Source organism: Citrobacter sp. Cpa228 (assembly GCF_030333085.1).
Classification (GTDB): domain Bacteria; phylum Pseudomonadota; class Gammaproteobacteria; order Enterobacterales; family Enterobacteriaceae; genus Citrobacter; species Citrobacter pasteurii.
This window is the reverse complement of record NZ_JAOWGQ010000044.1, coordinates 180,790-200,962: the sequence shown is the minus strand read 5'-3', so window position 1 is coordinate 200,962 and position 20,173 is coordinate 180,790. Positions and strand designations below refer to the sequence as shown.

Annotated in this window: 17 protein-coding genes; 4 read left to right on the top strand and 13 right to left on the bottom strand. The window is 52.4% G+C overall.

Annotation, left to right across the window (positions count from 1 at the left end; translation table 11 throughout):
- Window positions 1–18 precede the first annotated feature (18 nt).
- Genes OGX91_RS12185 through decR form a run of 3 tightly spaced genes read right to left on the bottom strand, consistent with a single transcriptional unit; the run spans window position 19 to window position 4,065 of the window.
- Window positions 19–1,797, bottom strand: coding sequence for a SmdB family multidrug efflux ABC transporter permease/ATP-binding protein (locus OGX91_RS12185; RefSeq protein ID WP_005125177.1), 1,779 nt, complete (start codon window positions 1,795–1,797; stop codon window positions 19–21).
- Entirely contained in the window at window positions 1,790–3,562 is a 1,773-nt protein-coding gene (locus tag OGX91_RS12180) for a SmdA family multidrug ABC transporter permease/ATP-binding protein (protein WP_286626384.1), read from the bottom strand. The genes OGX91_RS12185 and OGX91_RS12180 overlap by 8 nt, the downstream gene beginning before the upstream one ends.
- A 44-nt stretch (window positions 3,563–3,606) precedes the next feature.
- Window positions 3,607–4,065, bottom strand: a complete 459-nt coding sequence (decR, locus tag OGX91_RS12175) for a DNA-binding transcriptional regulator DecR (RefSeq protein ID WP_182290863.1) — start codon at window positions 4,063–4,065, stop codon at window positions 3,607–3,609.
- Between the two features lie 116 nt (window positions 4,066–4,181).
- On the opposite strand from decR, the gene OGX91_RS12170 reads away from it, so the two are divergent.
- Window positions 4,182–5,237: a PLP-dependent cysteine synthase family protein gene (locus tag OGX91_RS12170; RefSeq protein WP_223236836.1), complete on the top strand. Its 1,056-nt coding sequence runs from the start codon at window positions 4,182–4,184 to the stop codon at window positions 5,235–5,237.
- Window positions 5,238–5,287: 50 nt separating this feature from the next.
- On the opposite strand, the gene cof is transcribed toward OGX91_RS12170, so the two are convergent.
- Complete coding sequence (gene cof / locus OGX91_RS12165; RefSeq protein ID WP_005125173.1) at window positions 5,288–6,106, bottom strand: HMP-PP phosphatase; 819 nt, start codon at window positions 6,104–6,106, stop codon at window positions 5,288–5,290.
- Between the two features lie 144 nt (window positions 6,107–6,250).
- Here cof and OGX91_RS12160 point away from each other — a divergent pair, with 144 nt between their 5' ends.
- Together OGX91_RS12160 and queC are read left to right on the top strand one after the other, a co-directional pair.
- Window positions 6,251–7,951, top strand: coding sequence for an SgrR family transcriptional regulator (locus OGX91_RS12160; protein ID WP_286626382.1), 1,701 nt, complete (start codon window positions 6,251–6,253; stop codon window positions 7,949–7,951).
- Window positions 7,952–8,015: 64 nt separating this feature from the next.
- The gene (queC, locus tag OGX91_RS12155) at window positions 8,016–8,711 is read left to right on the top strand and encodes a 7-cyano-7-deazaguanine synthase QueC (protein WP_149691430.1); all 696 of its coding nucleotides are present in this window, start codon (window positions 8,016–8,018) and stop codon (window positions 8,709–8,711) included.
- 117 nt (window positions 8,712–8,828) lie between these two features.
- Here the strand turns inward: queC and OGX91_RS12150 are convergent, their stop codons facing one another.
- The 9 genes from OGX91_RS12150 to bolA form a co-directional block, all read right to left on the bottom strand.
- Complete coding sequence (locus OGX91_RS12150; RefSeq protein WP_005125170.1) at window positions 8,829–9,227, bottom strand: YbgC/FadM family acyl-CoA thioesterase; 399 nt, start codon at window positions 9,225–9,227, stop codon at window positions 8,829–8,831.
- Window positions 9,228–9,333: 106 nt separating this feature from the next.
- Window positions 9,334–9,708 carry a helix-hairpin-helix domain-containing protein gene (locus tag OGX91_RS12145; protein WP_005125169.1) on the bottom strand — a complete coding sequence of 125 codons (375 nt, stop codon included), beginning with the start codon at window positions 9,706–9,708 and terminating at the stop codon, window positions 9,334–9,336.
- Between the two features lie 146 nt (window positions 9,709–9,854).
- Window positions 9,855–11,729, bottom strand: a complete 1,875-nt coding sequence (gene ppiD, locus OGX91_RS12140) for a peptidylprolyl isomerase (RefSeq protein WP_286626380.1) — start codon at window positions 11,727–11,729, stop codon at window positions 9,855–9,857.
- 267 nt (window positions 11,730–11,996) lie between these two features.
- On the bottom strand, window positions 11,997–12,287 hold the full coding sequence (gene hupB / locus OGX91_RS12135) for a nucleoid-associated protein HU-beta (protein ID WP_219352570.1): 291 nt from the start codon (window positions 12,285–12,287) through the stop codon (window positions 11,997–11,999).
- Between the two features lie 190 nt (window positions 12,288–12,477).
- A complete protein-coding gene (gene lon / locus OGX91_RS12130) occupies window positions 12,478–14,832 on the bottom strand; it encodes an endopeptidase La (protein ID WP_003831014.1) in 2,355 nt (784 codons plus the stop codon).
- Window positions 14,833–15,016: 184 nt separating this feature from the next.
- Window positions 15,017–16,291, bottom strand: a complete 1,275-nt coding sequence (clpX, locus tag OGX91_RS12125; RefSeq protein WP_040232704.1) for an ATP-dependent protease ATP-binding subunit ClpX — start codon at window positions 16,289–16,291, stop codon at window positions 15,017–15,019.
- 126 nt (window positions 16,292–16,417) lie between these two features.
- Window positions 16,418–17,041, bottom strand: a complete 624-nt coding sequence (gene clpP / locus OGX91_RS12120; protein ID WP_003021624.1) for an ATP-dependent Clp endopeptidase proteolytic subunit ClpP — start codon at window positions 17,039–17,041, stop codon at window positions 16,418–16,420.
- Window positions 17,042–17,288: 247 nt separating this feature from the next.
- Entirely contained in the window at window positions 17,289–18,587 is a 1,299-nt protein-coding gene (gene tig, locus OGX91_RS12115; protein WP_003021622.1) for a trigger factor, read from the bottom strand.
- A gap of 344 nt (window positions 18,588–18,931) precedes the next feature.
- On the bottom strand, window positions 18,932–19,249 hold the full coding sequence (bolA, locus tag OGX91_RS12110) for a transcriptional regulator BolA (protein WP_040232707.1): 318 nt from the start codon (window positions 19,247–19,249) through the stop codon (window positions 18,932–18,934).
- Between the two features lie 306 nt (window positions 19,250–19,555).
- Here bolA and OGX91_RS12105 point away from each other — a divergent pair, with 306 nt between their 5' ends.
- Window positions 19,556–20,134 carry a lipoprotein gene (locus tag OGX91_RS12105; protein WP_005125164.1) on the top strand — a complete coding sequence of 193 codons (579 nt, stop codon included), beginning with the start codon at window positions 19,556–19,558 and terminating at the stop codon, window positions 20,132–20,134.
- Window positions 20,135–20,173: the final 39 nt, after the last annotated feature.

Below are 20,173 nucleotides of genomic sequence, written 5' to 3'. Positions count from 1 at the left end.
CTGAGAAACGCAGCGCCATCAGGCGATAATTGAATCCTCATGTGCGCTGGCCGCCAGCTCTTCGCCTGCCAGTTGCAGTTGATACATTTGCCAGTAGCGGCCCTGTGCGGCAAGCAGTTGCTGGTGCGTGCCGCGTTCAACAGCCTGCCCCCGGTGCAGTACCAGAATGGTGTCAGCATCGACAATAGTGGATAACCGATGCGCAATCACCACCAGCGTGGTGTGCTCACGCACCGCAGCCAACGCCTGCTGAATAGCTTGTTCAGTACCGGAGTCAATGCTGGCCGTCGCTTCGTCCAAAATCAGCACCTGCGGCGTTTCAACCAGCACACGCGCCAGCGCCAGCAGCTGTTTCTGCCCGACGGATAAATTATTGCCCTGCTCGCCCAGTCGGGTATGAATACCGTCACTCAGCCCGCGCGCCAGTTCCGCCAGTTGCACCGTCTCCAGCGCCCGCCACACCCGTTCTTCGGAGATATCACGACCCAGTGTCACGTTTGCCAGGAAGGTATCCGCCATCACCACCGGATCCTGCTGCACCATCGCGATGCCCTGACGCAACGCACCGTGGCTCAGTGAAGACAACGGCCGTCCATCAAGACGGATTTCACCCTGCGTCAGCGGGTAGTACCCCATCAGCAGGCTGGCGAGCGTACTCTTGCCGCTACCGGTGTGTCCGACCAAAGCCACAAAACTGCGCGATGGCACGGACAGGCTGATATTTTGCAGCACCAGATTGTCGTCACGATAGGCAAATGAAACGTAATCTACCTCAATGTCCCCGCTCTTCAGCGGTCGATCATCGTCACCATAGCGCTGACGTGGTCCGTCCATCAGCTCGAACACTCGCTCACCGGCGACAACTGCCTGCTGCAACATCGATTGCTGAGTCGTCAACTCAATCAGCGGCTCGTTCAAACGGCCAAGATAGCTGATAAACGCGTACAGCACGCCAACCTCGATGGCGCTGCCAGAAGTAAAGCTAAACAACATCAGCAAACCGCAGAGGATCAGCGCCGAGAACAGGCTCAGCAGCGGACGCAGCAGAAATCCATCCAGGCGCAGAGTCTGCATACGCGCCATATAGTGAGAACGGCTGGCTTCGCCCATTCGCTCACCAAAGCGCGCCTGCTGGCGGAACTGTTGGATAACGCTCATGCCGTTGATAACTTCGTTAAAGCCATCATTAATATCCGCCAGATAGGCGCGAACCCGGCGCACAATCGGGGTGCTGTAGCGCTGATAAATGACCATCACCACCAGCACCGCCGGGAAAATGGCCATCGCCACCAGCGCCATCCGCCACTCAAGGCTGAACATCGCCACCAGCATGGCGCCGATTAAGGCTGCACTGCGCAGTACCGTCGCAACCACCGTCACGTACAGATCGCGGATCACTTCAGTGTCATTGGTCACCCGGGAAATAAGCTGCCCGACAGGTTGCGTATCAAAAGCACTGAGCGGCTGACGCAGCGCGGCATCCATTACGTCGGTGCGTAACTGTTGTACTACGCCAACCGCAGCCTGGTTAAAGAGTAATGACTGCGCGTAATGCAGGCCCGCCGCCAACAGTTGCAGACCGACATATGCCGCCACCAGCCCGGCGACCATTGCCAGCGGCAGATTGTTCTTCGCCACCATGTTATCGATAAAATAGCTAATCAGCAGCGGACCGCTGACTTCCGCCGCTGCCGCCACCCACAGCATGACAACAGCAATAGACAGCTGTTTTCGCCACGGCGAGCCGTACGCCAGCAGCCTTTTCAGGGTCGGCCATAGTTGCCCAAAACTACGCATTAGCCGCCTCCTCGTTTATTTCTGGCGCATCAGACAATGCCGCTTCCAGTTGCTGATAGCGGTACATATCACGATACCAGCCAGGTTGCTGCACCAGCGCATCGTGTTCGCCACGCTGAGCAATATGTCCGTGCTGCATCACGATAATTTCATTGGCTTCCGTCAGAGCCGATAAACGGTGGGCGCTGATAATCACGGTTCTGCCTTCGCCCCACTGACGCAGGTTATGCAGGATCTGATGCTCGGTACGACCATCTACCGCCGACAGCGCATCGTCAAGAATCAGGATTTCAGCATTCAGCAGCAGCGCACGAGCGATAGAAATACGCTGTTTTTGTCCACCGGACAGCATCACGCCGCGTTCACCCACTTCGGTGTCATAGCCCTGAGGAAGACGTAAAATATCCTCATGCACGCTGGCGAGGCGCGCCACATGTTCGATCTCTTCCTGTGTGGCCTGTGGGCGTCCAAGCGCTATGTTGTTGGCGACGGTATCCGAAAACAAGAAAGGTGTCTGGCTGACCACTGCCAGGCGGCTACGCCAGCTATCCAGCTGCAAGCGCGTTAACGGAATATCATGAAAACGCACATCCCCATGAGTGATATCGAAGTGGCGCTGGAGCAGCGATAGTACGGTACTTTTCCCTGCCCCAGTAGGGCCACAAATGCCCAGCATTTGCCCGGGTTTGAGCTGGAAATTCACATTCTCCAGCACCGGATGAGCCGTTTGCGGGTAGCAAAATTCGCGAATGGCCACCGCTAACTCACCACGTCCTTCTGGTACGGGTTCTGTCCCATCATCCACTACGGGAGCTTCAGCCAGCATCGCGCGAATACGGCTGTAGGCGGCGCTGCCGCGCTCGACGATGTTAAACATCCATGCCAGCGCCAGCATCGGCCAAATCATCAGCCCGAGATACATCATAAAGCTGGTTAACTGACCAAGGGTCAGAGAACCATGAACCACCATCCAGCTTCCCCCGGCGATAGCCAGCAGGTTAGCCATACCAATGGCGATATAAATCGTGGGATCAAAACGGGCGTCAATGCGGGCGACCCGCAAGTTTTTCTTGCCGGTATCTTTAGCATCTGCGGCAAATAGCGCCGACTGTCGGTCTTCCAGACCAAAAGCCTTAATCATACGGATACTGGTCAGGCTTTCCTGAGTACGATCGTTAAGGCTGGAGAACGCTGCTTGCGCAACCTTAAAGCGGTTATGAAGTCGATCGCCGTAACGTTTGATCATTATCGCCATCACCGGCATCGGCAGTAGCGCGATCAGCGTCAGCTCCCAACTGATTTGCGTAGACATCACGATCAACACCGCACATCCCATGACCAGCGAATCTACCAGCGTCAGTACGCCTTCCCCGGCGGCGAATACCACGCGGTCAACATCGTTAGTTGCACGCGCCATCAGATCGCCCGTGCGGTGACGCAGATAAAACTCTGGATGCTGACGACTCAACTGACGGTAATAATCTTCCCGCAGCTCAACCGCCAGTTGGTAGGATGCGCCAAACAGCAGCACGCGCCAGACATAGCGCAGTAAATAAACCACCACGGCGATCAGAGCAATGGTTCCCACCCACATCAGCAGCCGCTCGGTGGTGAAACTCTGTGTCGTCACACCGTCCACGATGATACCGACCACTTTTGGCGGGATAAGCTGAAGAATAGCGATGATGATAAGCAAGGCCACCGCCCCGAGGTAGCGACGCCACTCCCGGCGGAAGTACCAGCTTAATTGAGCAAATAATCGCACGCGTTATGTCCTGACAAGATTTCCGGCAATAACCACCGGGAGAGTTATTCAATAGGTAGAGCAGTCGTGTATTTAATCTGTTCCATCGCAAAACTGGAGGTGACATCAGACAGGCCCGGCACGCTATTCACCAGACGCTTATAGAAATCATCATAGCGTTTCATATCAGCAACCTGTACCCGCATCAGGTAGTCGTACTCCCCAGCCATGCGCCAGAAACCCAACACCTCCGGCATCCCTGTCACTTCGGTGACAAAGCGGCAGTACCACTCGCTGCTGTGATGCTGGGTTTTAATCAGCACAAACGCGGTTAAACCCAGCCCCAATTTTTCCGGATCCAGCAGAGCAACCTTGCCCAGCAGAATGCCGTCATCCTCAAGCCGCTTGATCCGTTTCCAGCAGGGGGTGGTCGTCAGATTAACGGCATCGGCTAACGCCTGCAAAGAAAGGGTGCAGTCTTGTTGCAGTAGGCCAAGCAGCTTACGGTCAATTTTGTCTAACATATCCACTCCACAGAGAAGAATTTTCTCCTTACATTCTATTTTAAAGGCTAAATGGCAACAATTTTTTCCGTGCTTTTCGCTATTCTGGGCACAAAATGACAAACGGATATCTATTAATGATGAATAGCTCCTGGGTTAAAAACGCCATCAATGAAATCAACGCGGATTATCAGCGTTCTGCAGATACGCATCTCATTCGTCTGTCGCTTCCGGCGTTTCCGGGTATTCAGCTCTATTTGAAAGATGAGAGCACGCATCCAACCGGTAGCCTGAAGCATCGTCTGGCGCGCTCACTGTTTCTGTACGGATTGTGCAATGGCTGGATCAAAGAAGGCACCACGATTATTGAATCGTCATCGGGTTCAACGGCGGTTTCTGAAGCCTATTTCGCCCGCCTGCTTGGACTGCCGTTTATTGCCGTCATGCCTTCCTGTACGGCGAAACGTAAAGTTGAACAGATTGAATTTTATGGCGGTCGCTGCCACTTCGTGGAAAGCGCCTGCGAAATCTATGCGGCTTCTGAACAGCTGGCACGTGAACTGAACGGGCATTATATGGACCAGTTCACCTATGCTGAACGCGCTACTGACTGGCGTGGTAACAACAATATTGCCGACAGTATCTTCCGCCAGATGCAGTGCGAGCCCAATCCCGTGCCTCGCCATATCGTGATGAGCGCAGGAACCGGTGGTACCTCCGCAACCATTGGTCGCTATATTCGCTGTCAGGGCTACGACAGTCGTCTGATGGTGGTAGACCCAGAGAACTCGGTCTTTCTGCCTTACTGGCAGGATCGCGATGCGTCGTTACGCAGTCCGGTCGGCAGCAAAATTGAAGGCATTGGCCGTCCACGCGTAGAGCCTTCTTTCATTCCTGATGTGGTCGATGAAATGTTGCGCGTTCCGGATGCCGCAAGCGTTGCCACCGCACACTGGCTGGAGACGCAGCTAGGCCGTAAAGTGGGCGCCTCAACCGGAACCAACATGTGGGGAGCGTTACAACTTGCCGCCCGTATGCGCGACGCCGGAGAAACGGGGTCGCTGGTGACGCTGCTGTGCGACAGCGGCGAACGCTACCTGGAAACCTACTACAACCCGCAGTGGGTTGACGCGCACATCGGTGATTTAACGCCGTGGAAAGCGGAACTATCCCTGTTGCTGAATACACACTGATCAGACAAAAAAAAGCCAGACGTGAAGTCTGGCTTGCTGGAAGGGATCTCTCATTCGGGGGAATAAGGTAGATGTGGATTGTCCAGCCAATGCGTCAAAAAGTGTGACACCGCCTGATTACGGCAATGCCCAATCACCGATAAATGCGGCAGTTCAGCCATCAGTTGCGGCATTGCGTTACCCATAATCAGGCCGCGCCCAACGCTGCCTAACATTTCGCGATCGTTCATGGCATCGCCAAACGCCATGCAGTCAGCCATGGAATAACCCAAGTGCTCGCTCAGTACCGCCAGCGCAGAGCCTTTATTACAGCCCAGCGGCAGTACTTCGAGGCAATCAATCGCAGAAAAACAGAGATTCGCCTGTTCGCCCAGCGCGTCATTCAACTGAATGCGCAGGCGAACCAAATCGTCATGATCGCCACAGAAGCAGATTTTCGTGACCTGATGGGCAGGAATACGCTTCACATCCACAATCTGGTAACGAAATCCGCTGTACACATGCGCCTGCAACAGTGACGGAATCTCTTGCCCGGTGAACCAGCCGTTGTCATTAAAGACATGCATGCTGGCCTGCGTTTCCCACCGCTGGTGCAATACGATATCGGCGACTGAGGGATCCAGATCCTGACGATGCAATACATCGCCTTCCAGCGAGTGAATTCGCGTCCCGTTACCGGTGATTAAAAAGGCGTCCAGCGAGATAGAACCCAAAATATGGCGCATTTCCAGCACATGGCGGCCGGTGGCAAATGTCAGGGTGATATCACGTTCACGCAGACGTGCCAGCGTCGAAAGGGTTTCATCACCTAAGTGGTGATTCGGCATCAAAAGGGTGCCATCCATATCAAATGCAGCCAGACGAGCCATTTCTTTCTCCACACTGTGACGCGGTTAACTTGTGATTCAGTATCACCTGAGATATACGGAAGTAATAGTGAATAGATAAAATGAATTGTTCCGGGTTTATCTGCGCAAAAACCGTTAACGGGCATCCAGAAGGATAAAGTATCAATGCGTCTGCTTAATCGTCTGAACCAGTACCAACGCCTGTGGCAACCCTCGCACGGCGAACCGCAGTCGGTGACCGTCGGGGAACTGGCTGAACGCTGCTTTTGCAGCGAGCGCCACGTGCGCACCCTGCTAAAGCAAGCGCAGGATGCTGGCTGGCTGGAATGGCATGCCCGGTCGGGGCGCGGGAAACGCGGGCTGTTACGCTTTTTGGTGACGCCGGATTCCCTGCGCAACACCATGATGGAACAGGCGCTACAAAAGGGTGAACAGCTCAGCGTGCTGGAGCTGGCTCAGCTGGCACCGGGAGAATTAAGAACCCTGCTACAGCCGTTTATGGGCGGTCAATGGCAAAACGACACGCCAACCCTGCGTATCCCCTATTATCGCCAGCTTGACCCTTTGCATCCTGGATTCCTGCCCGGTCGCGCGGAACAACACCTCGCCGGACAAATTTTCTCTGGTCTGACACGTTTTGACAGTCACACGCAACACCCTTGTGGTGATTTGGCCCACCACTGGAATATCTCCACCGACGGTCTGCGCTGGGATTTCTATATTCGTTCCACCCTGTACTGGCATAACGGCGATGCGGTCAGCAGCACGCAGCTACATCAACAGTTGCTGAAGCTGTTAGCGCTACCCGCATTAAATAAGCTGTTTATCAGCGTAAAGCGCATTGAAGTGACGCATCCCCAGTGCCTGACCTTTATTCTGCATCGCCCCGACTTCTGGCTGGCGCATCGTCTGGCAAGCTACAGCAGTCACCTGGCGCATCCAGACCATCCGTTTGTGGGTACCGGCCCGTTCCGGTTGACGCTGTTTACCCCTGAGCTGGTGCGCATCGAGAGTCACGATCACTACCACCTGAGTCACCCGCTATTGAAAGCCATTGAATACTGGATAACCCCGCAGCTTTTCTCCCAGGATTTGGGCACCAGCTGTCGCCATCCGGTACAAATTGCGATAGGTAAACCAGAGGAACTTCCCATGCTAAGCCAGGTGAGCAGCGGGATTAGCCTCGGTTTTTGTTATCTCACGCTCAGAAAAAGCGCACGCCTGAATACGCAGCAAGCCCGTCGGCTGGTCAATATCATTCACCGTTCTTCCCTGCTACAAACGCTTGAGGTGGATGAAAATCTGATCACGCCAAGCAATGCGCTGCTGCCAGGATGGACGATCCCACAATGGGATGAACTGGACGTAGTAGCGTTGCCGGAAAAATTGACGCTGGCTTATCACCTGCCGGTAGAACTGCATGCGATGGCGGAACAGCTTCGCCAGGCGCTGGCGCAGCTCGGCTGTGAATTAACGCTTATTTTTCATAATGCTAAAAACTGGGATGGCAATCATCCCCTAGCCCAGGCCGACCTGATGATGGGCGACAGACTGATTGGTGAAGCACCTGAATATACTCTCGAACAGTGGTTGCGCTGCGATCAACTCTGGTCACACGTTCTGAATGCACCCGCATATACTCATCTGCAGACCACGCTGGATGCCTTGCAAATTCAGGCCGATGAGGACGATCGTCATGCGGCTTTACAGCAGGTTTTCGCCACGTTAATGCATGACGCAACCCTGACGCCGCTGTTCAATTATCACTATCGCATCAGCGCGCCACCAGGGGTGAACGGCGTACGCCTGAATCCTCGCGGCTGGTTTGAGTTCACCGAGGCCTGGTTACCGCCCCCTTCAGCGTGAAGAAGCTGGTCGACACCAGGCCCAGGCGCTACCATATGGGTTTCGTTATTTGTCAGGAAAAGCCATGAAACGTGCCGTTGTTGTATTCAGTGGAGGTCAGGACTCCACGACTTGTCTGGCGCAAGCGCTGCATCAGTATGATGAAGTGCACTGCGTGACCTTTGATTATGGTCAGCGCCATCGCGCTGAGATTGATGTCGCACGTGACCTGGCCTTAAAACTTGGCGCACGTGCGCACAAAGTGCTTGATGTCACGCTGCTCAGCGAACTGGCTGTCAGCAGCCTGACCCGCGATAACATTCCGGTACCCGATTACGAACCGGATGCGAACGGCATTCCCAATACCTTTGTGCCAGGACGCAATATTCTGTTCTTAACGCTGGCAGCAATTTACGCGTACCAGGTGCAGGCAGAGGCGGTCATTACCGGCGTTTGTGAAACGGATTTCTCTGGATACCCGGACTGTCGCGATGAGTTTGTCAAAGCCCTGAACCATGCCGTCAGTCTGGGAATGGCGAAAGATATTCGCTTTGAAACCCCACTGATGTGGATCGATAAAGCCGAAACCTGGGCGCTGGCTGATTACTGGGGCAAGCTGGACCTGGTACGCGAAGAAACACTAACTTGCTATAACGGCATCAAAGGTGACGGTTGCGGTCACTGTGCGGCGTGTAATCTGCGTGCCAACGGCCTGAACCATTATCTGGCGGATAAACCGGCAGTGATGGCGGCAATGAAGCAGAAAACCGACCTGAAATAATAGTGCGAATAGTGCCGGATGGCGGCGTAAACGCCTTATCCGGCCTACCGACAGCATTCATCGTACACAATATCGCCCGTAGGCCTGATAAGCGAAGCGCCATCAGGCAACGTTGAGCTACTGCACCATCTGCTCCAGTTTTTCGCGTAACTCCCCTTCCAGCGGCAGCGCTTTTTGCGTTTTCAAATCAATACAGACGAAGGTTATCAATGCATCTGCCACCACCTGCCCTTCCGGCTCCAGGGTAATTGTCTGGTTTAACACCCCGCTTTTACCATTTAGCTGTTGCACCTGGCTGGTAATGGTCAGCAGGTCGCTCAGCACGGCAGGACGGCGGTAGTTGATATTGATGTTAACAACCACAAAAGCGATGTGGTGTGCAGTCATCCATTGAAAGCTGTCGCTGTTTTCCAGACCATCCCAGCGGGCTTCTTCCAGAAACTCAAGATAGCGGGCATTGTTAACGTGCTGATAGACATCAAGATGAAAACCACGAACTTTGATTTGTGTTTGCATAGCGCAGAAACCTTACGTTGTTTTTATAAGAACATACTTTAGGGTAGAGAGGTCATAACTGGTATGACCTCTCTAGTCTGGCAAATTTTCAGCGCTGTGCAAGTTATTAAAGTGTTAAAACTGCCAGGTTACGTTCCACCAGCGAGCTGCCCATCCCCGGCACCTGCTTTAAATCATCGACTGTTTTAAATGGCCCGTACTCCTCACGATAGCTGACAATCGCCTGCGCTTTCTTCAGACCTACGCCATTCATGACTCGCGCTAAATCCTCCGCAGAAGCGCTGTTGATGCTTACCCTGGTGCCTTCATCGTCGCTTGCTTTAGCGGGCAGTGTGGCTTTGCTTTGTGCCGCCCCTGAGTTTTCCGCTTTGGTTTGTGTCGCCTGGCTTTTGGCGACAGGCTCAGCCGCCAACGCAGTTTGGGCCATGCCGGCGCAGGTCAATGAAAGAGTGATAAGCAAGGCTTTGATTCCATGTTTCATACTGTTTTCTCCTTGTTTGTTAACAGTGGAATCACGATAGCGGGGGGATGAACGGCAGACAAATGGCAAATATCAGAAATGGAAAAGGCCGCGAAAGCGGCCTTTGGTAGATACAACTTTTTGCAATTTTTTGCGAACTGCCTCGGTTATTGCTGCTGTTCCAGCGCATCACCGATTTTAATTTTTGCGGCTTTACGCAGGTTGCTCATCAGCGCTTCGAAGACAATCTGCGCGTTGTTCTGAGTAATCCCCTGAACCATCGCTTTTTTCTGTGCTTCTGGCATAGAGCCTGCTTTTACTTCGTCCAGCGCCAGCAGTACAACGTTACCCTGCATATCGTTCGCAACACCGTAGCTCGGTTTGTCTTTCGCAGGCAGGCTCAGGCCAAAGGCCGCCTGACTCAACGGATCCTGGCCCGTGCGGCTCAGCGTTTTTGCCTCGCCAAAGCGCAGCCCCGCAGCTTTCAGCGCTTCATCGCCTTTACCGGCTTTCAGATCCGCCAGCAGTTTATCGGCATCAAGCTTCGCCTGCTGCTCTGCTTTATTGTGCTTAACGAGCGCAGTTACCTGCTCTTTCACTTCAGCCAGTGGCTTCACGGCTTCGGCTTTGTGTTCGCTAATACGCAGCACAAACGCGCGATCGCCATCCACGGTGATGATATCGGAGTTACTGCCCGGCGTACCGTTTTCGCCAACCAGACCACCATTGAAAATGATGTCAGCGACTGGTTTGAAATTCAGTTCTTCCGGCAGGCTGTCACGGCTAAACCAGCCCGTTTCAACCGCTTTCATCCCTGCAGCCTGCTCCGCACCCGCCAGAGATTCGTTATCGTTGCTGGCCGCATCGCTGACTTTCTGCTGCAACGCATAGTAGGCATCCAGCGCTTTTTCCTGCTTCACTTTCGCCGCAATGTCGTCACGAGCTTCGCTCAGCGGTTTAACCTGCGCAGGCTGTACGTCGTCAAGACGCGCCACGAGGAAACCAACAGAAGACTTAATCACACCTGACAGCTGGCCTTTTTCTTTCAGACCGGCATTTTTCAGTTCATCTGGGGTGGTGGAGTCTTCCAGCCAACCCATATCACCGCCGTTACGGGCAGAGATGATATCAGCAGATTTTTCTTTCGCCAGAGTCGCAAAATCACCGCCTTTGTTCAGCGCATCAAGCACCGCTTTTGCTTCATCTTCCGTTTTGGTCTGGATGATGCTGTAGCGATTACGCTGCGGCTGAGTGAACTGATCCTGATGCTGGTCATAGTAAGACTGAATATCAGCATCGCTGGCCGTCTCCTGCATAGCAGCAGCATCCAGCTTGATGTAGCTCACGCGGAACTGTTCCGGCGTCATAAAGTTGTTTTTATTCTGCTCGTAGTAGCTGGCAACTTCCTGCTCGGTAACCGACTGCTTCGCGGCAAGAGCATTAACATCAATCGTCGCTTCACGCACGATACGTTGCTGTGCAACCAGTGCAGCCAGTTCGTCCGTTTCACCCTTCAGCATGAAGTCGGTCCCGGCAACGCCGTTGATCAACTGTTGCGTGGTGAGCTGGTTACGCAATGCCTGCGCGTACTGATCGGCAGTCATGCCCATCTGATTAACAATCGCGTTATAGCGGTTGTTATCAAATTTACCGTCAACCTGGAAAGCCGGCGTGGCGAAAATAGCCTGCTTAATCTGATCGTCGCTAATGTTGAGCTTAAGCTCACGGGAGTACTGATCCAGCAGCGCTTCGTCCACAAGACGATTCAGCACCTGCTGACGCAGCGTTTTCATATAACCTTCGTTCGCCGCCAGCTCAGAATATTGATCGCCCAGCTGTTGCTGCATGCGGTTACGTTCGCTGTTGAACGCATTCTCGAACTGCCCGCGGCTGATCTCCTGGCCATTCACTTTGGCGGCGTAGTTATTGCCCCCGCCAATCAGGTAACCACTCACGCCGGTCAAAATGAACGACACGATAATGATACCGAAAATAATCTTGAGCACGAGACTGTTAGCAGCCGTGCGTAAGCTGTCCATCATGGTGTAACCACACTCCGCTGTAGATGACTATACGCGTTACCCTTCAGGCCGCCTGCGCGTTGACACAACAACGGCGGCAAGGATTTTGAGTATATATGCTTCACGCAGCATAGCGTTTCCTGAACGCTGCGCACAAAGGCCTATTGTGACAAGAAACAGGGGCAATTGTCAGCCCACAACGCATAGAAAGTACCGGAATCGGAAATAAAAAAGGCACATCGGTTGATGCGCCCTTGTACTTAGTCACATCCCCAAAGGGGAAATCACTTAGTTTACCGCGTCTTTCAGTGCTTTACCTGCACGGAAGCCCGGTACTTTAGCCGCGGCGATGGTGATCTCTTTACCTGTTTGCGGGTTGCGACCAGTACGGGCAGCACGCTCTTTAACGGCAAAAGTACCAAAACCTACCAGTGCTACGTCATCACCTTCTTTCAGGGATTCGGTAACAGAAGCAATAATTGCATCTAACGCACGTCCAGCCGCAGCTTTAGAGATATCAGCCCCTGCAGCAATTTTGTCGATCAGTTGAGATTTATTCACTCTTCTCTTCCTCTTTATAATATATATCGCACCAGAATCCTTCAAAGTGCGACCGCGCAGCAGTTATATCAGGCCTGCCATGCCCTTACAACACCCGATAATGATGGCAAGCCCAATCCGTTATCTAAATTAGCTATACAAAAAAAGGCTGGCAAGCCCGAAATGGCCTGCCAGCCCTGTTTTTATTAATGCTCTTTGCGCGAGGTCACTATTTTGCCGTCACAACCTGCATTCCAGAGGGTTCATTTTGTAACGCAAGAGTCAGAACTTCCTCAATACGTTTCACCGGGTGAATATTAAGATCGGCAATGACGTTGTCCGGAATCTCTTCCAGGTCACGTTTGTTTTCGTCTGGAATTAAGACCGTTTTAATGCCGCCGCGGTGCGCCGCCAGCAGTTTCTCTTTCAAACCACCAATAGGCAGAACCTGACCACGCAGGGTGATCTCGCCAGTCATCGCCACATCGGCACGAACCGGGTTACCGGTCAGACAAGAAACCAGCGCGGTACACATCGCTATACCCGCACTTGGACCATCTTTCGGCGTTGCCCCTTCAGGTACGTGAACGTGGATGTCGCGTTTTTCGTAAAAGTCCGGATTAATACCCAGTTTTTCCGCACGCGCACGCACCACGGTCAGTGCTGCCTGAATGGATTCCTGCATCACTTCGCCGAGCGATCCGGTGTAAGTCAGCTTGCCTTTACCTGGAACACAGGCGGTTTCAATGGTCAGCAGATCGCCGCCCACTTCCGTCCACGCCAGACCGGTCACCTGACCCACGCGGTTTTCGTTATCCGCACGGCCATAGTCAAAGCGCTGTACGCCCAGGTAGTCGTGCAGGTTATCGCCATTGATCTCGATGTGTTTCAGTGATTTATCGAGCAACAATTGCTTAACTGCTTTGCGGCACAGTTTGGAGATTTCGCGCTCCAGACTACGCACGCCCGCTTCACGGGTGTAGTAACGAATGATGCCCACAATGGCGCTATCATCAACCGTCAGTTCGCCTTTTTTCAGCGCATTACGCTCAATCTGTTTTGGCAACAGATGACGTTTCGCAATGTTCAGCTTCTCGTCTTCGGTATAGCCAGACAGACGAATCACTTCCATACGATCCAGCAACGGTGCCGGAATGTTCATGGAGTTCGACGTCGCAACGAACATGACGTCGCTGAGGTCGTAGTCCACTTCCAGGTAGTGATCGCTGAACGCCACGTTCTGCTCTGGATCCAATACCTCAAGCAGTGCTGATGCCGGATCGCCACGCATGTCAGAAGACATTTTGTCGATCTCATCAAGCAGGAACAGCGGGTTTTTAACGCCCACTTTGGCCATTTTCTGGATCAGTTTGCCCGGCATCGAACCGATATAGGTCCGGCGGTGACCACGAATTTCAGCCTCATCACGCACGCCGCCAAGCGCCATACGGATGTATTTACGCCCTGTCGCTTTCGCGATGGACTGACCCAGAGAGGTTTTACCCACCCCCGGCGGTCCAACCAGACACAGGATCGGTCCCTTGATTTTGTTCACACGGCTCTGGACCGCAAGATACTCAAGAATACGGTCTTTCACGCGCTCCAGACCATAATGGTCGGTATCGAGGATTTCCTGCGCCTGACGCAGGTCTTTTTTGACCTTGCTACGCGCATTCCACGGAACCTGTACCATCCAGTCGATGTAGCCACGCACCACCGTCGCTTCCGCCGACATCGGAGACATCATTTTCAGCTTCTGCAGCTCTGCTTCCGCTTTCTCTTTTGCCTCTTTCGGCATCTTCGCCGCGTCGATCTTACGCTTCAGCGCTTCATTTTCATCCGGTGCATCGTCCATCTCGCCGAGCTCTTTCTGAATCGCTTTCATCTGCTCGTTCAGATAGTACTCACGCTGGGACTTCTCCATCTGCTTTTTCACGCGGTTGCGAATGCGTTTCTCAACCTGCAGCAGATCGATTTCAGATTCCATCATTGCCATCAGATATTCCAGACGTTCGTTAACGTCGGACATCTCCAGCACGGACTGTTTGTCAGCCAGCTTCAGCGGCATGTGCGCTGCGATGGTGTCCGCCAGACGTGCAGGATCGTCAATGCTGTTCAGCGACGTCAGCACTTCTGGTGGGATTTTCTTATTCAGCTTGATATAGCCTTCGAACTGGCTGATAGCGGTACGCACCAGCACTTCCTGTTCGCGCTCATCAATAGCAGGCGAATCAAGGTACTCCGCTTTCGCAGAGAAATGCTCGCCGTTGTCAGACAGCGCTGAAATACGCGCGCGCTGTAACCCCTCGACCAGCACTTTTACGGTGCCGTCAGGCAGTTTCAGCATCTGCAAAATAGAGGCCACGGTCCCGACGGTGAAAAGATCGTTTACACCCGGCTCATCCGTTGACGCTTCTTTCTGCGCGACCAGCATGATTTTTTTATCATGGTCCATAGCCGCTTCCAGACAACGGATAGATTTTTCCCGCCCTACAAATAAGGGTATGACCATGTGCGGATAAACCACCACATCGCGCAACGGCAATACGGGGATTTCAATGCGTTCAGAACGCTCAGGATTCATAGAGCTCTCTCTTAGTTTAGTTTCCGCCAGGTAATCAGGTGGTACGACTGTGCTCCACACCACCTTTAACATGTATGTCAGTATATGGGGATGTTTCCCACACATTCAACGCCATGTTTACGGAAAAATAAAAGGGGAGATAAAATCCCCCCTTTTTGGTTAAACGTCTGTATGAATTGATGAATTATTCGCCAGATGCCTGCTGTGCTTCCGGCTTACCGTAAATCAGCAACGGCTTGCTCTGACCGCCAATCACCGACTCGTCGATCACCACTTTTTCAACGTCTTCCATAGAAGGAAGATCGTACATGGTGTCGAGCAGCGCGGCTTCGACGATAGAACGCAAACCACGCGCACCGGTTTTACGAATCATCGCTTTCCTGGCGATAGCATCCAGCGCTTCCTCGCGGAATTCCAGATCCACACCTTCAAGATTGAACAGCGCCTGATACTGCTTGGTCAGGGCATTTTTCGGCTCTTTCAGGATCTGAATCAGCGCTTCTTCGCTCAGTTCGCTCAGGGTTGCCACAACCGGCAGACGACCGATGAACTCAGGGATCAAACCAAATTTAATCAGATCTTCCGGTTCTACCTGCGACAGCAGTTCACCTTCGCTGGCTTTGTCAGACTGCGCTTTTACCGTTGCGCCAAAACCAATGCCGGAGCCGGTTTCAACACGGTTAGCAATGACTTTATCCAGACCGGCAAATGCCCCACCGCAGATAAACAGGATCTTGGAGGTATCAACCTGCAGGAATTCCTGCTGAGGATGTTTACGACCCCCCTGCGGCGGAACGGCGGCAACCGTACCTTCGATCAGTTTCAACAGCGCCTGCTGTACGCCTTCACCGGAAACGTCACGCGTAATAGACGGATTGTCTGATTTACGCGAAATCTTGTCGATCTCATCGATATAGACAATACCGCGCTGCGCTTTCTGCACGTCGTAATCGCACTTCTGCAGCAGCTTCTGAATAATATTTTCAACATCTTCACCCACATAACCGGCTTCGGTCAGGGTGGTGGCATCGGCCATGGTGAACGGAACGTCCAGCAGACGCGCCAGCGTTTCAGCCAACAGCGTTTTACCAGAACCCGTCGGGCCAATCAGCAGGATGTTACTTTTACCCAACTCGACGCCATTGCTGGTGTCGCCGTTGCGCAGACGTTTGTAATGGTTGTATACCGCGACCGCCAGCACTTTCTTCGCCTGTTCCTGGCCAATAACGTAATCGTCCAGGTGGTTGCGAATTTCATGTGGCGTCGGCAGCGCACTGCGTTCACGGTGCGGTGCTACTTCCTTAATCTCTTCGCGAATGATGTCGTTACATAAATCAACACATTCGTCGCAGATATACACGGATGGTCCGGCAATCAGCTTACGCACTTCATGCTGGCTTTTGCCGCAAAAAGAGCAGTACAACAATTTGCCCGAGCCATCTTTGCGTTTATCTGTCATGGGTCAAAACCTCTTCTTTGTTCTTTGTGCCGCACACGACGACGCAAATGCCATTCTCAGGCGCAAGACGCTAGTCAGCGTTGTGCCGCTCCAGGTAATTATAGCGGCACACCTGCGCCCTGGGCATTAATTACGATGGGTCAAAATCGAGTCGACCAGACCGTACTCCACCGCTTCAGAAGCGGAGAGGAAGCGATCGCGCTCGGTATCACGTTCAATCTGCTCAAGAGATTGACCCGTATGATGCGCCATAAGTTCGTTCATGCGCCCTTTTACCTTCAGGATTTCACGGGCATGAATTTCAATATCCGTTGCCTGACCCTGGTAGCCGCCCAGAGGCTGGTGGATCATGACGCGAGAGTTAGGCAGGCAAAAACGTTTACCTTTCGCCCCGGCAGTCAGCAGGAACGCGCCCATTGAGGCCGCCTGGCCCATACAAATGGTGCTGACGTCCGGCTTAATAAACTGCATGGTGTCATAGATAGACATCCCTGCAGTAATCACACCACCAGGGGAGTTAATATACAGGTAGATATCTTTTTCCGGGTTTTCTGCTTCCAGGAACAGCATCTGCGCCACGATCAGGTTAGCCATATGGTCTTCGACCTGGCCGGTCAGAAAAATGACGCGTTCCTTAAGTAGACGAGAATAGATATCAAAAGAGCGCTCACCACGTGAGGTCTGTTCAATGACCATCGGCACCAGCGCCATATGGGGTGCAAAGTTATCTCGTTCGCCGCTGTATGACATTTCCGTCTCCTGGATAAAATTTGAAAAAACCTGCTGTGCTGATTGTAACCTTATGGACGGATTATCAGCTAGTCCCTCAGTAATGGGTACGACATCGCCATAATTCAAGCATAACAATCTTTTGTTGTAACGCTAACACTGAAACGCTGTTTTCGCACCCTTCCCATGCAAAATGCGTGACAAAAAAAAGCCCGCCACCAAAAGGTGACGGGCTTGCGTATGAAATTCGTGCTAAAAAAGCGACGAATTACGCCTGCTGGTTCATCAGTTCGTTGAAGGAAGTGGCTTTTTCAGTCACTTTCGCTTTCGCCAGAACGGCTTCAACAGCCTGCTCTTCCAGAGCGACGTTACGCATGTTGTCCATCAGCTCTTTGTTTTTGCTGTAGAACTCAACAACTTCTTTCGGATCTTCGTAAGCAGAAGCCATTTCTTCGATCAGGCCTTTTACGCGATCTTCGTCAGCTTTCAGTTCGTTGGTACGAATCACTTCGCCCAGCAGCAGACCAACAACTACGCGACGCTTAGCCTGTTCTTCGAACAGTTCACGCGGCAGTTCCAGAGCTTGCTTCTCGTTGCCACCGAAACGCTGTGCAGCCTGACGACGCAGAACGTCGATTTCGCTGTCGATCAGTGCAGCAGGAACGTCGATGTCGTTGGCTTTAACCAGACCTTCGATCGCCTGAGACTTAACACGGTTACGTACAGCACCTTTCAGCTCACGCTCCATGTTTTTACGCACTTCAGCGCGCAGGCCTGCTACGGAACCATCTTCAACGCCGAAACGTTTGATGAATTCTTCGGTCAGTTCCGGCAGTTCACGTTCTTCAACTTTCTTCAGGTTGATAACGAATTTAGCGGCTTTACCTTTCAGGTTTTCAGCGTGGTACTCTTCCGGGAAGGTCACGTCGATGGTGAACTCTTCGCCAGCTTTGTGGCCTTTAACGCCTTCTTCAAAGCCCGGGATCATACGACCCTGGCCCATCGCCAGTACGAAGTCAGACGCTTTGCCGCCTTCGAACTCTTCGCCGTCTACAGAGCCGGTGAAGTCGATGGTTACACGGTCTTCTGCATCAGCAGCGCCGTCTTTGTCTTTCCAGGTTGCCTGCTGCTTACGCAGGGTGTCCAGCATCACGTCAACGTCAGCGTCAGTAACTTCAACAACCGGTTTTTCAACTTCGATTGCTTCCAGGCCAGTCAGCTCAACTTCCGGGTAAACTTCGAACTCTACCGCGTAAGTAAAATCTTCACCCAGTTTGTATTCGCCCGGAACGTAGTTCGGTGCGCCAGCCGGATTGATTTTTTCTTTGATGATCGCGTCAACGAAGTTGCGGCTCATCAGGTCGCCCAGAACGTCCTGGCGAACAGACGCGCCATAACGCTGAGCAACAACATTCATCGGTACTTTTCCTTTGCGGAAACCGTCAATACGCACTTTCTTCGCTACGTTGACCAGCTCGCTTTTCACAGCGGTCTCGATGCTGTCAGCAGCGATAGTAATCGTTACACGGCGGCCAAGGCCTTGAGTGGTTTCAACTGAAACTTGCATCTTGTTACCTCAAAAAATCACAGTGCTCGGTCAACTCTTCTCCGCAAGCACAGGTTGTTGGCTTCGCGGAACTGGGATGTTCTCATAATCAATCACATTCCCTGTCGTCAGAATCATCCCGAAGACATTCCGAAAAATAAGACGCGCATTATAGCGGCATCACTTTTATGAGTCGAGAACGGTTATTGCGCGTTGCTGCGGCTTTTTTCACAATTCCCGGCTAATTTTTGTCTGAATACTGGACGACCTACGCAGAATTCAGACAAAACAAAACGGCCCGTAGGCCGTTTTCACATATTCTGTAGCAACATACTGGAAAAGCGTCGGTTGTTGCAAATCCGTTTTTACGCGATGCTTCCCGCCCCACGACACGGAGGCGATGCAAAAATTGTATCCTGCAATGCTTCCCACTCCTTAATAGTGTAGGTATGCAGGGCAAGGGCATGAACGGTTGTGGAAAGCTCCGCCGTTAACGTGCTGTAAATCATCCGATGACGATTAAGAAAACGTTCACCTGTAAAGCGATCGCTGACCAGCACAACCTTAAAGTGGCTTTCAGAACCTGCCGGGACATTGTGACGATAGCTTTCATCCACAACTTCGAGGAACACGGGTTGGAACGCTGCCCTTAATTTTTCTTCTATTTGCTCACGAATCATCATGAAATTTTTCCTCCGACAACGCTGAGATGTCACCCATCCCTTTAAATACTAGCCGCTTTTACCGTTTTCATTACACCTTAGCAACAAATAATTAGCGCTTGTCTGATTTTCTCACCCAAACGAATGAAGTTTACTGAATCCTCACTTCGATTTATTGCAAAAAGTCCGTTTATGGTCTCTACAAAATCATAAAACGAACAACATGATGAATTTACATGCGTTACCCACTTCCCCTCATCGTTGGCGATGTTATGATGGCGGGAATTTTCTCTAACCATACAATTTAGATTCGCTGAGAGCCCTGGCATGTTTAAAAAAATCCTCTTTCCTTTAGTCGCGCTGTTTATGTTGGCTGGCTGCGCAACTCCGCCCACTACCATCAACGTATCGCCGAAAATTACCCTGCCACAGCAGGATCCGAGTCTGATGGGCGTGACTGTCAGCATCAACGGTGCCGACCAGCGTCAGGATCAGGCACTGGCAAAAGTCACCCGCGACAATCAACTGGTTACTCTGACCGCGTCCCGCGATCTGCGCTTCCTGCTGCAAGAAGTGCTGGAAAAACAGATGACTGCACGCGGTTATATGGTGGGTCCAAACGGTGCAGTTAACCTGCAAATCATCGTAAGCCAGCTTTACGCTGACGTGTCTCAGGGTAGCGTGCGCTATAACATCGCCACCAAAGCAGACATCGCCATTATTGCAACGGCTGCCAACGGTAACAAGATGACCAAAAACTACCGTGCAAGCTACTCTGTTGAAGGCGCATTCCAGGCCTCTAACAAAAATATTGCTGATGCCGTTAACAGCGTCTTGACCGACACCATCGCTGATATGTCCCAGGACACCAGCGTTCACGATTTCATCAAACAGAACGCTCGCTAATTTAAGCCCCCTGACCCGGCATTTCGCCGGGTCAGCTTT

Excerpts from the sequence above, each read along its gene's own strand:
- OGX91_RS12185 (WP_005125177.1), bottom strand. The coding sequence starts at position 1,797 with ATGCGTAGTTTTGGGCAACTATGGCCGACCCTGAAAAGGCTGCTGGCG.
- decR (WP_182290863.1), bottom strand. The coding sequence starts at position 4,065 with ATGTTAGACAAAATTGACCGTAAGCTGCTTGGCCTACTGCAACAAGAC.
- OGX91_RS12170 (WP_223236836.1), top strand. The coding sequence starts at position 4,182 with ATGATGAATAGCTCCTGGGTTAAAAACGCCATCAATGAAATCAACGCG.
- cof (WP_005125173.1), bottom strand. The coding sequence starts at position 6,106 with ATGGCTCGTCTGGCTGCATTTGATATGGATGGCACCCTTTTGATGCCG.
- OGX91_RS12160 (WP_286626382.1), top strand. The coding sequence starts at position 6,251 with ATGCGTCTGCTTAATCGTCTGAACCAGTACCAACGCCTGTGGCAACCC.
- queC (WP_149691430.1), top strand. The coding sequence starts at position 8,016 with ATGAAACGTGCCGTTGTTGTATTCAGTGGAGGTCAGGACTCCACGACT.
- OGX91_RS12150 (WP_005125170.1), bottom strand. The coding sequence starts at position 9,227 with ATGCAAACACAAATCAAAGTTCGTGGTTTTCATCTTGATGTCTATCAG.
- OGX91_RS12145 (WP_005125169.1), bottom strand. The coding sequence starts at position 9,708 with ATGAAACATGGAATCAAAGCCTTGCTTATCACTCTTTCATTGACCTGC.
- ppiD (WP_286626380.1), bottom strand. The coding sequence starts at position 11,729 with ATGATGGACAGCTTACGCACGGCTGCTAACAGTCTCGTGCTCAAGATT.
- lon (WP_003831014.1), bottom strand. The coding sequence starts at position 14,832 with ATGAATCCTGAGCGTTCTGAACGCATTGAAATCCCCGTATTGCCGTTG.
- clpX (WP_040232704.1), bottom strand. The coding sequence starts at position 16,291 with ATGACAGATAAACGCAAAGATGGCTCGGGCAAATTGTTGTACTGCTCT.
- clpP (WP_003021624.1), bottom strand. The coding sequence starts at position 17,041 with ATGTCATACAGCGGCGAACGAGATAACTTTGCACCCCATATGGCGCTG.
- tig (WP_003021622.1), bottom strand. The coding sequence starts at position 18,587 with ATGCAAGTTTCAGTTGAAACCACTCAAGGCCTTGGCCGCCGTGTAACG.
- bolA (WP_040232707.1), bottom strand. The coding sequence starts at position 19,249 with ATGATGATTCGTGAGCAAATAGAAGAAAAATTAAGGGCAGCGTTCCAA.
- OGX91_RS12105 (WP_005125164.1), top strand. The coding sequence starts at position 19,556 with ATGTTTAAAAAAATCCTCTTTCCTTTAGTCGCGCTGTTTATGTTGGCT.